The following is a 12684-nucleotide window of genomic DNA, read 5'->3' on the forward strand; positions in this document are numbered from 1 at the left end:
CAGGCCAACATATTCGCCTAGTATACATTTTTACCCACAAAACCCTTAAAAAAAGTGAAAATCACAATTTTAAAGTCGAGCCACAATGACCAATTGCGAATGTATTCAAGATCGTACTGAACGCGCATCTGCATTTTTTCTACTGTGTCAGTTTCGCCGCGCCAGCCATTTACTTGCGCCCAACCGGTTATACCGGGTTTAATACGGTGTCTCAGCATGTAGTATTTCACTGTCTTGCGATACATTTCATTGTGCGCAACAGCATGAGGACGCGGCCCGACTACAGACATCGTCCCCTGCAAAACATTGATAAATTGAGGCAGTTCATCCAGAGACGTGCGACGTAAGAATGCTCCCAATTTTGTCACCCTCGCATCTCCCTTGGTAGCCTGGGTCACCTTGTCGCCGTCTTCGGTCACTGTCATGGAACGAAATTTCCAAACCTTAATTTTCTTACCGTCAACACCGTATCGGTTTTGTTTAAAAATTACAGGCCCTTTGGAAGTCAGTTTCACCGCGGCGGCAATCAATAACATAGGAATAGCGATGACAGTGAGTATTGCAGAGGCAAGTATAATATCTTCAGCCCGTTTGATTGCCGTCATGGCACCGCGCATGGGCGTATCGAATACACTAATAGTTTGCATATTTCCAATATTACACAACCGGGAGTGCACCATGTTATACATGAAGAAATTAGGCACGAAATGCACTTCTGCATTGGTGTCACCTAACTCATGGAGAATTTGCTCAATGCGGCGGTTTGCAGTCATTGGCAACGTAATAAATACCTGATCAAGTTCACCGGCGCGAACGGCATTAACCGCATCGCAGAGGTTGCCTTCAATAGAAATATCGTCAGGCACGGCCAGTCGGGACAGATCGCGATCGTCGTAGACTCCGCCAATTTTAAACCCTATATGCGGATTTCTTCTCAGCTCACTCACCAGGGCAACTGCGTTTTCGTTCATACCTATAATACCCACTGAACGACTATTGTATCCCTGACGGCGAATACTGTACAAGAACGCTCTCATAGCAAGTCGCCATGAACAGAGAAAAAACGGCGCCACTGTTACCCAACCAACCAGAACAACCCGAGAATAATCTTCGGAAGTTTTGGTAAGGAACAAATAAGTCAGTATAACCACTACACTTACAAACCAGCTTAGCGCTGTATAAAAGATAAGTTCCTTAGTCGTACCTGACCGCCACGAGCGGTATAACCAGAAAAGCTCTGCGGAAAGCAGATAAGTCGTGCTGCCGATAAGGCCAAGCAAGTGATAATGTACCGACATGTCAACAGAATAAGCTGTACCCACAGCCAATAATGTAACTTGTATAATTAGAAAATCGATAAATCGATAAACTATCGCGAATTGATTCACATTATTTCTAACGAAACCGGTCCCCATGAAGTGCCGCCCTTGATATTTAAAAAATACTAATTAGAAACTTTAACGTTAGTAAATACGCATCGTTCACATAAGTTCACTACACCGTTACGCGACATTACATCCACCCAAAACAAAGCAACAAACGTGCCACTTACACCTAATTTTTCTACAACTTAAGATGTAAATTAACGTCTGGAAACGTGTTGTTAGGAAAACATTTCCCTCCACCTATACATAGGCAACTCATTATATATATTCATTATATTTCCTAGCTCCAAAATCGAATTAAGCTAGCCTTTTAGCAGCCATTGACGTTGTAAAGAACCTTGACAAAACCGTGTAAAATAACAATATTTTTAACACAAAAAACACATATCACTTAAAAATATCGAAGTTACGCTTTTTCCTCGTGTATAAAAAGTCTCGTTACTTTCTAATCCCTTGGCAAACTTTATTGACTATTCATGGACTAACCCGCAATAAGGTCAAACAATAGTACATTCTGAGTGAGATACCTACTTTCACCATTGATGTAAAAAAAGCAGACAACAACATAGGATAGATATCCTTTAATTAACAAATATATAGCATAAGCCAGCTAAATTTCAGGCTTTACCCACTGACAATTGGGAGAAAAATGACTTCAATGTGGAATGATTTTTGAATTGGAAACATTTGCCTGGTGACGACTTAATGTATCCGTGTCCCTGATTTAACGAGTACAACACCCTGTTACCTGTGATGTGGCATAGTTTTCCCAATGCCGAAGGCTAAACAAGGAAACGGCTGTCCGTGTCTCATATCACTAACACTTAATTTCGCAGCCATCCGAGAGTTGAATTGTTATGCCTGATAAATTTTCTGCTTTCCGTCTGACAGACACGCTACCACGTTTTTTGGGCGCGATTTTATTGTTGTTCGCTCTGAACTGTCTTTATTATGCAACACTATATGCGGATTTGCACTCAACAGCCCAACAAGTGAATCAAGCGTTTAACGCACTTTACGTAGGGAAAGAAATTCCGACTCCCCTTTCTCATCACACTGAGACAGACGTCGATATGCTTAAGGCTAAACTGCCCCATGACGGCGACGCACAAATAGCAGCTGTGAAAACGCAAATGCTCAACTGGAACCACGAGGGAATGGCCTCGCCTGTAGACGTGCAACAGGCGCTGATGCGCTTATCGAAAACGGAACAAACTCAGCCCACCCATTATCAAGCCTTTGTTGTCCGCATAGCGTTGTTGCACCATTTCAACGTCCCCGATAATAATTTTATCGATGAACTTAACAAAGGGCTGGCAATCGGACCTTTTGAATGGGAATTTCAAAGCTTGATAGCACCCGTGTTAGTGGCGCAATGGCATCGTTTACCCCCTCACGTGCAACAAAAAGCACTGCCAGTCATCCGTGGCGCGCTTCGGCAAAAGCCTACCCGAGAGCGACTAATCGCTACAATGGAAAGAGAAAAAAACGTATCCCCATTCATCCGGTTGTCACCGAGCAAATGGATAACCAAACGTTTGCGTAAAATTGAGAGTGAGCTTGCCAGCAATGAAGTTTAGCTCTGTAAAAGAGTGTGGTCTGTTAGCCATTTTATCTGTCGTTTTTGTTGTTTTTCCCTGGCTCCACGGGCTTGATCTCGTATGGGAACAACTACTTGCAGCAAGCTTCATCTTACTCTTTGCTTCTCTTGGTTTACTTTTCTGCCAATTTCATATTACCCGAAACCGCGTTATCGCATTGTCACTATGGTCTATATGGGTGGTTTACAATACGATTTACCTAATGCCACTACCAGTGAGCTTAATCGAATTTCTGTCCCCTAAAGTACCGTTCTGGTATGCCTACCAAGGTTTGGAGTCGGCACCCCATCTTACCGTTTACTGGCAAGCATCTCTCATTGAATGGGTAAAATTTCTCGCGTTAGCTCTGCTGTTTTTTGCTCTGTTGCTATTTGTAAACACTTCACGCCGCATAACAGGCGCTATCATTGTTATATTTAGCGGAGCGGCGATAACATCATTGTATTCTATTTGTAATTTTATTACCGCCGGTGAATACGAGCTGGTAAACGCCATCCCTCCTTGGAATTATTCTTGGAAAGACGGTATCAGAGGTACATTTAGTTACAAAAACCAATATGCCATTTATTTAGGTATAGCCGCACTTCTTGGTATTGGGTTACTGCTCGATACCCTAAAAGACAAGCGAAAACGCTGGCTAAGCTTCGCGCTATTATTCTTCATTGCAGCCATGGCATATACTCTCATTAACACCAGTAGTAGGGGAGCATTGCTCTCTGTCATAGCGGGTTTAGCCGCTTCGATATTGCTTTATATGCTGCGGCAGCCCCGTATTTTCACGTTACTTTTCTCAGCACGTACCGCACTAATTTGCGCCGTAGTCGTCGGCGTACTGGTGTTCGCTTTTATGCAGTCCTCTATGTACCACCGTTTCTCAGAAGACCAGCTTGATGACAACGGTAGAAACGAACTGCGACAAACGGTACAAAGCGTTATTAGAGACCACCCACTGCTGGGATCCGGCCCCGGAACCTACCCCTATATCCAACATATTTACAAACCCGTTTTGCTTGGCAATTCAAAAATGTCAAAACGGGCACACAATGACTATCTAGAAACAATAGCCACTACTGGCATCGTTGGTTTTTTACTGTTGCTCCTACCCGTCGGCTGGCTTTTAATAAGACAATTTAAAGTTACCAACACACCGCACCCCGGTATTTTATTTGGTTGTCGTGCCGCGACAATCTCATATTTGAGCCAAGCCACTTTCGATACCAATGCGGGTATTTTCTTTTTACCGGTATTATTTGTCAGTTTGCTGAGTATCGGTTTTATTCTTGGCGAAGGGAATTTAACTATAGAAGCAAACGCTCATACTGAGGTGTTGTGACCGTAAGTACAAAACCTGCCCAGTAACGAGGATCCTGAAAGCGACGATGTCGGACTAAATTTTGTCGCGCCTCAAGCATCGCTTCTGCAATGTTGCCTTCATTTTTAGACAGAGCAGCATAGAACAACGCCATAAACTCAGCCGTTGCCCTGTCGGGAACTTTCCACAATGTTGAAATTGTCGCACCCGCACCCTGATACAAATAACCATGACTAAGACTACGCATACCTATACCTTGGTAAGCTTTGCCCATTTCCGTTTCACAAGCGCTAATTACCACCAAATCATTGTGATAAGTTTTAGAAAACAGCATTTCATAAGGCACAAAACCACTTCTGTCTTCTCGTCCGTCAGACGCGGTAACAATTCCAACAACATCCGGATTCTCCGGCGAGTAATAAGCGTGACTACCGACGTGTAATAGCTTTGCGTACCTCGCAGCATCAGACATAAGATTTTCGTCCGTTGCCTGTTCACCGTTGTATGAGAGCACATGAGCTTCAGGAAACGCTTCAGCTATCGATTGAATAGCCATAGCGGTCCATGGCAATGACGGAAAACCCGCGCGCCATTTCATAGCATCTGATGATGGAGTAAGTGTTTTATCGGGGTTTTGCGGGTTGGTAAACGTCACAACGTTGTTCCTGGCACTCGATGGAACATCATCCTCAAAGAAGTCCCTGAGGGACATTACGCGGATAATGGCCATTTCCTGCCCCAAATATCTCGCTCCACGATCGCTTTTCAATGCAGAGAAAGAAACATTCCGCCACTTCCCTTCGGGCATGATATATAGGGTCTTAAAGCCGTGAAAACGAAATAATACTTCTCTGAGCCACTGTGAGATGGACTCATTTGCTGAGTCGCACGTTCCTTCAATGTATTGTTTGGTGATAAGGTAAGCACAGTCTTTTTCCCCTAAGGAAAACAGTTTTAGCATCGCTCGCTCTGTCCCGAGAAAACGTCGAACTTGTTCAAGACCGAAATCACCTTCTTGGATTTCCGGCACTACGCTCGACAATATTTGCTGCTCCCAACGTCGATTTTTAACCAGCATCTGGTTAAATGAAAGCGATTGAATTCCAAACTCCGAGTAATAGGCGTAATCTTCGCCCACGGCGCTACCTTCGATGTGCATATCGCGATTACTTGCCAGTGCCATTCTGTGTCTTCGGAACATGATGCTAGCAAAATGTTCCGACAACATTAACGCGGTTTCAATATCCGCTTCATTACTACTGGGCAATAAGTATGAAAGATACTGGTTTATGAGTGTCCGCGATTGACTTAACCAGTTCATCCCCACCTCATTGCTTTGAAACTTAGTCGAAGCCCCCACAATTTCTTCGAAGGCATGACTAAATACCTGATGAATCTGACCACTTTTTTGTGGTGAATCAGGCTGAGCGAGCAGCAATTCCAGTCTGACATTGGCAATGGCCAGGTTAACAGACAAAGGGTGTTGATCTGTCGTTTCAATATTTTCAATAAGTGGGAGGGCTAAATCCATTCTGCCGGCTTGCCGCAGAACCACCAGCCACTCACTGAGTACTTGCGAGCGATATGCCGTCGTAAACGTATTCGTAATGGTGTCAATTGCTGTGAGGTATTCGGCCTCATCGAAGGCCTCGGGGTGCTCCCGTGTCTCGAGCAACTTTTGCAGAACTCTGGCCCGTTCGAATGACTTTTCTGAAGAAATATAAGTTAAAGCTTCATTGAGGTAATACTCTCCAGCCTCAGGTTCGTCAAGTGCCAACTTGAGCCTGGCCATGTACATAAGCGTGCCAGCGTAATCTTCTTTATCACTGTTGTCTTTGCCATAAGTTAACGACTGTAAATAGTAACGTTGAGCTTTTTGAAGATCGCCAACCAAATAGTACGCCCTGCCCAAATTCGCATAGCTAACTGCAAGTTTCTCGGGTGCAAGTTTATGGGTGTGTTGAAACACCGATGCCCGCAACATGGTCAGATAAAGCGGCAAGTTTCCTTGCCGACGGTAAACCCAGGCCAGGTTGTTTATGAGATCATCCTGCATTTCCTCTTCTTGCAGCCCAGCAGTAGGTTTAAGGCACTGTAAACCGGCATTGAGCTCTCGCTCGGTACTCTGCAGATCTCCCGATAACCGATAATAACTCGCGAGTCCGTTTCTGATCTGTGCACACAACAAGCCATTCTGCTCATTAGGTATCAATGCAAAAGCTTGTGTTAGCTGATTAAATCCAACTTGAGAGGTATCGGGGGATTCGCCTTGCAAAACGCGGCTAAACCCACAATAGGTTAAAAACACAGCTGTTTGCTTGTCGTTAACGAAGGGGTCATCATCGCGTTTGCGATTGCAAAATGCGATAACCTCGTCGTACCTGCGACGAAAAAACTGACTTTCCAAGTACACCAAACTTACTGTTTTAGCGACGTTTACCGGCGCGTTGGGGTAATCATCAAAAAACTTTTGTGCAAGTGAATAGCTCGTGTTGTAATCCATTGTAGTAAGGGCAAACAACATATGCCTGACTTGGATATCCATGGCCAGGTAAGGCCCTTGATAAGAGGAAAAAAAGTGTCGCAGTTGTTGATGTTTTGCGTCTTCTATATTGGTAAAAGAAGAACGTAAATGCTGGTCAATGAAAGACAAATTTTCAACTACTCGGGCTTCATCTGAACCGGACACATGCAGCACGGTACTGCCTTCCTTCGTGCACTGAACATAGTCATCCTTCACATTGAAAACACGATAATATTGCTTCCATGTATCAGGCTCTTCACCACAGATGAAAACAGTCTCTGCCAACACAGTATTTGTGTTAGCCAGGCACAATAAAAGCGAGGCGAGATAAAGCGGTCTGCCCGCTCTACATCGCGCTAACCCGTTGGTAAATTTCGCCTTGGAGTAAACTAATTTCAAGGCCGCTAAAATCACTTAGTCGTTGTCCTTCCAGCGATAACTCGTCATGACAACCTCACCAGGATCGCCATCATTTTCTGCCGGCCCGTCTCTTAACCACGCCAGTGTAGAGCTGTATTCTCTGGATCGCTTACCATTGGATTCGTGCTCATGGGCAATGATAGACACTCTCAACGCCTTAAAGCCCTCAACATCAGTACCGTGTTTGCTATCGAGGGGAATAAGGTTGGAAATAAATATCCCAGCCGGGTCAATAACTTTAAACTCACTTTTTTCCATGATGGCTTGTGCCGTACCGTTCCACAAACCGCCTAAAGACACAGAATAGGTGTTGTCTTTTTCGTTATAGGTAAATTTAACGGGGTAGTTATTACCTAATCCTTCGGGGTGGTAACTGCTTAGAGAAGGGATAATACTGCGATGGTTAACATAGCTGACTCCTGCTTTTGCTGTCGCCCAATAGCCTGCCTTAACGTCGTTCATTATTATTTTCTCCTGTTGTCAGTAAATCAGCCATGGTGAGACGTGATTGATCACTCACTCCGATGTCTGAACAAAAAGTGTGTAAAAACGCACCGTAATCGGGAACTTCACTAAAAGAAGCCCGACTTTCTGGCGCCGCCTGATCGATCGCAAACTTCATTACATCAGCAATTATAATACTGCCCAATTTTCCAAGCCGGTGGCCAGGGTTATCCTCCTGAGCTCCGGCTTCAGCAAGTATATAGGGCCACAAGGGTAGACGTTCATCCTGGTACAACCGATAAAAAGATGCACTTTGTTGCATGGGGTCGATTTTCAACTCCTCCAACACGGCTTCCTCTTCGTGAAGTGTTAAACCTGCCGCACGTGCAAGTTCTGGATAATACGTACATAGACGATATTTACATTCATGGACGGTGGCTAGACTGGCCTTTATTCCTGCGCTAATGTTGCGCTCAGCAATATTCCTGGCAATGGGTATATTCCCCATCCCCGCCACGATAATGAGATTAATCGGTTGAATTTCCTGGGCAAATTCGCCAAAAAAAAGTCCCCAATCGATAGGGGGAATCGCCTTGCCCTTAAAGGGTTGATGAGTAAGAAGCGCATGCAAGTTAAAAGAGTCATTTCCTCTCAACTTGTAGGTTTCGCGAACCATACTATGACCAAATCGAAAGGCTGCATGACTAAACTCAAAGGGGACGCGGTCGACATCACAATCAGGTTGCATCAGCACACTGCCATTGAGTGTGCCAGAGAAATAATATTTATAAACAGCTTTGTCTAATATGGCCGGAAGCCATTCATTCAACACCAACTGATGAAACAAACAAGTGGTAAAATACCTGGCAGTATAAAAAACAGTAGGGTCTGCATGCAGAAAAGGCGGGGTGGCACCACCCAACATGCGTAAAATACGATTGTGTACTCGTTGCCATTGCACGTGAAATTGCAAAATAATGGCGTTGTCGTTGTTACGCGGTTCCGGAAGCAAAGGAGCACCACCACAATCTCGCAGGCAATCCCAGCCATTGTCCGCAAGTTTAAACATACCATATTCGTCAAAGAATATATGAGACGGTAGACCTTGTGCACACCCATATAGGCTATCGAGGTTAAGTATGGGGGTAACCTGTCGGCTTGAATAGTGATTTTGCAACGGATGGGTGGGGGTTATAATGTCATGAGCAATCCACTGCCCCCAATACGTAAAACCAGCGGGTAGCTTATCCCCTAAGGGAATCTGAGGTTTTATCTCTACGCCCTTAACTGAATTTAATTGCGAAACCTCAGGCTCGGGAAACAGACTTTTCATTTTCGCAGTCGAAAACGGTTCTTCCCTATCGGCTGGTAATGGCTCAGACCACGGAATAATAGCTTCTACCATTTCCACAATCTCAGCCTCGGTGGGCACTTTCCTTGTGGATCTACCAAAAAGATAATCCCTATCTCTCACATGCATGACCTGAACTCTTTGTTATAATAGGTATTGAAAGTTACATCTCAGTGACTATTTATAGCATGGTTTTTAACCGTTATTCACGAGTAACTTTCAGTTCGAAACGGTTTATTTCTTTGCTGTTGGCTGTAAAAATGAGTGTGTACAACCCCGAGTCAACCATATCGCGGTCAATAATTAGTGAAACCTCATTGTTACTATTTGGTTTTATTCGGATTTCAGACACCAACTGACTACTGTCAGAAATCAATTTCGCACTAATAGTGTCTCGTAATGTCGGTGGAGCATCACTCACTACCACTTTGAATGCTTCGTCTCTGGCAAAGTTGAGATTAACAGCTTCCGTTGTATGGCTTCTGAAATCTTCCAGGTATACGATCCCCGGACTAACGGTTTCCTGCTTCACTAAAAGGGCTGGCAACCACAACCAGGCCACAATACCTGCGGCAATAGCCGATAATGCCACAGCACTTCGTTTTACGCGGCCGTTTTTCATTGTGCTTACCGCCGGCACACTTGTCACACCACTTTTCAAGCTATCTGTCAGTACCACTTGCTCGGTTTTTGATGGGCAAGCTAACATCTCGGTCTCAAAGTGGATTTCTTCTTCCGGTGAGAGCCGCTTATTGAGGTAGTCTCGAACGAGGTCATCATCAAACAGTTTACTTTCAGACATAGGAATTATTCTTTAAACCTGGATTGGCAGGTTTCGCCAACCCATTCTGGTTATATGAGTGAACCGGCCCGACGAATTCTCTCACCTCAGATTGAACATCCTGAGCAAATTGTTGTATTCGGGTATCCTGCCACTGAGCCGAATGGGCCAGAGCGGTAATGAGCGCCAGAACAACCGCGTTATCAATGGCATCTCTGACATATACAGTAGCATCTTCACTATTTTCAATCAGCGCTCTAAGACGTTGCCTAGCGCGAAAAAGGACGCGATCAAAGTGTGCGGTAGTGAGCGCGTATTCTTCGCACAGTGTCTGTTTATCTTCGTCGTATAAATAGTAACGCGTGAGGAGATCTTTATCGCGTTTAGTCGACAATTGAGCTAACAACCGCCGAACCAAATCCACGTTGTTTTGTTTTTGTACCTGTTGAAGCAGGGATTCCTGCTCCGATTCGAAAGCGTCTGCGTGTTCAGTGTTTTCAGTTTGTCGTCTGGCCTGCTGTCGACGATATGCAATAAGAGTATTGATGCCGGTTTGCCGAATGAAGGAAGCCAATGCATCTGGATTGCGAAGATCGCCATTGCGCAGCTTTCTTATCACAATGACAAAGGTATCCTGCACCAAATCCTCGGCCAGGCTAAAAGTATCTGTTTGACGATAGAGGATAAACAGCAACCCTTGATAGTAATTTTCAATGAGTTGTTTTTCTGCTTGTTTATCGCCGTGAACGATACGGTCAATGAGTTCAGCTGCCGGCACCACTCAGGATTCCACTGTAATAAAGTTGTTGTAAAAGCACCGTCCAACCTTAGCGGGTTACGCACATCAGATCAACGCTAATATCCCCGATATTTCGCACTAAACCTAATAAAAAAGAATCACATAAGATCTAAAGATATTATTTCATGAATGTAGTGAGAGAATTCCAACCGCCAGAACACTTCCTAAACAACAATGAAAAATACCAGGATCAGAGGGAAACATGTCTCAGAAAATTATTGCAGTGGTGCTCCACGGCATTGATGCGCATCAGGAACACAGCGCGGCACAACTCAATACGCACATTGAAAATTACGTGAAAGCCAATGATCTGCAAAACACATCCGTGACCTGGGTTCCTATTCACTGGGCGTGGATCCGCGAACTACGGGGCCATGCCAATGGCACGCTAAACAGCGAAATGAACTATACCCGGCTGTTCAACTATATCAAAACTGCACAGTCAACCTTTACTCTCTATCAAAACGACACGCTTATTAAAGACGAATGTCTGGTTTTGCATAAAACCATTGAACTGCGTTTAATTGAATTGCTCAATCAGCCTCAGCGGTCCTTTGACAAAAACGTTCCTGTATTGGTACTGGCATCTACACCAACAGATATTATTGTCGAAAAGTTTAAATGGAACTCCACTCATCCCGCAAAACGTGCGGATGCAAAACCCTTGCGATTAGAATTGAGTAGTGCCAACGACCACGTCAATCCCAGCAAAGTGTTTAAGTAGCGGTGAAAAAAAATGAGGGAGCTGGCCATAAGCCGGGTTCTGTCATGGGCAATCATTCCTCTAGGCCTGCCATCGCTGACAGGCTCAAGCAACCTACCCGCCTTCCGTGCGGGCCGCACGTATAGAAGGCCTATTTGGTCTTGCTCCGGGTGGAGTTTACCATGCCACACACTGTTACCAGTTGCGCGGTGCGCTCTTACCGCACCCTTTCACCCTTACCGGCGCCGAAGCGCTTAGGCGGTTTACTCTCTGCTGCACTTGTCGTCGGCTCACGCCGCCCAGACGTTATCTGGCACCCTGCCCTGTGGAGCCCGGACTTTCCTCCCCTCTCTTGCGAGAGCAGCGATTGCCAGGCCAGCTCCGCCAAGCATTTTACAGCAGTTTTTTAGCTTTAGCGACACATTCGCAACGACGCCAATAAAAAAGGGGCTCAACGGAAGCCCCTTTGTTAGAGTATATTGCTCAGTTTGGCGTTATGGCGTTGTGGTACACGTCCTGAACGTCGTCACAGTCATTAAGCATGTCCATAAACTTTTCGAACATGGGCATATCTTCTTCACTAATTTCCACTTCCGTCTGTGGAATAAAACTGATTTCTTCGGCGTCGAAGTTGATATCCGGATAAGCATTGGTCAGGGCGGTTTTCACACTGTAAAACTCAGTGTGGGGGGCATATACTGTTATTTTGCCCTCTTCACTTTCAACTTCAGACACATCGACATCTGCGTCCATAAGCACTTCTAATACCGCATCTTCGTCATCGCCCGCAAACTGAAATACAGCCTGGTGATCAAACATGTGGGCTACCGCACCAGGCGCGCCAATTTTCGCATTGGTTTTGGTAAAGCAGTTGCGTACATCAGTAATGGTGCGATTATTATTGTCTGTTAAACAATCCACAATAACCATGCAATTTCCCGGACCAAAGCCCTCATAACGGGCAGGGACGAAATCCTCCCCGGCGCCACCAATTGCTTTATCAATGGCTTTTTCAATTACGTGGCTTGGCACCTGATCTTTCTTCGCTTTCTCAATTAAACGCTTAAGTGAAAGATTTGTATCGGGATCAGGCCCACCGTTTTTTGCACATACGTATATTTCTTTGCCGTATTTAGAATACACTTTGGTTTTTGCGCCAGCCGTTTTGGCCATGGCGTTCTTTCTTACTTCAAATGCTCTACCCATTTTAGGTCTCTGTATCGTACTTTTACCCGACAATGCCCGTGAAAATACAGGCACAGTTTAAAAAATTATTGCGCAGTTTACCGGCTTTGCCGATGAGATAACAGCGTTGTGTTTTTACCGCCTTCTGGGAAGTGAGTGCTCCTGCTAAAGGACATTCG

The 12684-nt window shown here is 44.9% G+C and carries 10 protein-coding genes and 1 other RNA gene; 3 read left to right on the forward strand and 8 right to left on the reverse strand.

Annotated features, from left to right (window positions below; translation table 11 throughout):
- Positions 1–17: 17 nt before the first annotated feature.
- Positions 18–1415, reverse strand: coding sequence for an undecaprenyl-phosphate glucose phosphotransferase (locus tag KO518_RS03675; protein ID WP_216024486.1), 1398 nt, complete (start codon positions 1413–1415; stop codon positions 18–20).
- A gap of 827 nt (positions 1416–2242) precedes the next feature.
- Here KO518_RS03675 and KO518_RS03680 point away from each other — a divergent pair.
- Both KO518_RS03680 and KO518_RS03685 read left to right on the forward strand, forming a co-directional pair.
- A complete protein-coding gene (locus tag KO518_RS03680) occupies positions 2243–2965 on the forward strand; it encodes a hypothetical protein (protein ID WP_216024487.1) in 723 nt (240 codons plus the stop codon).
- On the forward strand, positions 2955–4319 hold the full coding sequence (locus KO518_RS03685) for an O-antigen ligase (protein ID WP_216024488.1): 1365 nt from the start codon (positions 2955–2957) through the stop codon (positions 4317–4319). The genes KO518_RS03680 and KO518_RS03685 overlap by 11 nt, the downstream gene beginning before the upstream one ends.
- Here KO518_RS03685 and KO518_RS20165 read toward each other — a convergent pair.
- From KO518_RS20165 to KO518_RS03710, 5 genes are all read right to left on the reverse strand, one after another.
- Positions 4285–7236 carry a CHAT domain-containing protein gene (locus tag KO518_RS20165; RefSeq protein ID WP_216024489.1) on the reverse strand — a complete coding sequence of 984 codons (2952 nt, stop codon included), beginning with the start codon at positions 7234–7236 and terminating at the stop codon, positions 4285–4287. The two genes, KO518_RS03685 and KO518_RS20165, sit on opposite strands and share 35 nt — an antisense overlap.
- Positions 7237–7704 (reverse strand): hypothetical protein, encoded by a 468-nt coding sequence (locus KO518_RS03695; RefSeq protein WP_216024490.1) that lies wholly within the window; start codon positions 7702–7704, stop codon positions 7237–7239.
- Complete coding sequence (locus KO518_RS03700; protein ID WP_216024491.1) at positions 7691–9166, reverse strand: peroxidase family protein; 1476 nt, start codon at positions 9164–9166, stop codon at positions 7691–7693. Before KO518_RS03700 ends, KO518_RS03695 begins: the two co-directional genes overlap by 14 nt.
- A gap of 73 nt (positions 9167–9239) precedes the next feature.
- Complete coding sequence (locus tag KO518_RS03705) at positions 9240–9839, reverse strand: hypothetical protein (protein ID WP_216024492.1); 600 nt, start codon at positions 9837–9839, stop codon at positions 9240–9242.
- Positions 9832–10599 (reverse strand): sigma-70 family RNA polymerase sigma factor, encoded by a 768-nt coding sequence (locus KO518_RS03710; protein WP_216024493.1) that lies wholly within the window; start codon positions 10597–10599, stop codon positions 9832–9834. The genes KO518_RS03705 and KO518_RS03710 overlap by 8 nt, the downstream gene beginning before the upstream one ends.
- 220 nt (positions 10600–10819) lie before the next feature.
- On the opposite strand from KO518_RS03710, the gene KO518_RS03715 reads away from it, so the two are divergent.
- Complete coding sequence (locus tag KO518_RS03715; protein WP_216024494.1) at positions 10820–11341, forward strand: hypothetical protein; 522 nt, start codon at positions 10820–10822, stop codon at positions 11339–11341.
- A gap of 13 nt (positions 11342–11354) precedes the next feature.
- Here KO518_RS03715 and rnpB read toward each other — a convergent pair.
- An RNA gene (rnpB, locus tag KO518_RS03720) (RNase P RNA component class A) lies at positions 11355–11703 on the reverse strand.
- A gap of 100 nt (positions 11704–11803) precedes the next feature.
- On the reverse strand, positions 11804–12526 hold the full coding sequence (locus tag KO518_RS03725) for a YebC/PmpR family DNA-binding transcriptional regulator (protein WP_216024495.1): 723 nt from the start codon (positions 12524–12526) through the stop codon (positions 11804–11806).
- Positions 12527–12684: the final 158 nt, after the last annotated feature.

Source organism: Aestuariibacter sp. A3R04 (genome assembly GCF_018860805.1).
In the GTDB taxonomy this organism is placed as follows: domain Bacteria; phylum Pseudomonadota; class Gammaproteobacteria; order Enterobacterales; family Alteromonadaceae; genus Alteromonas.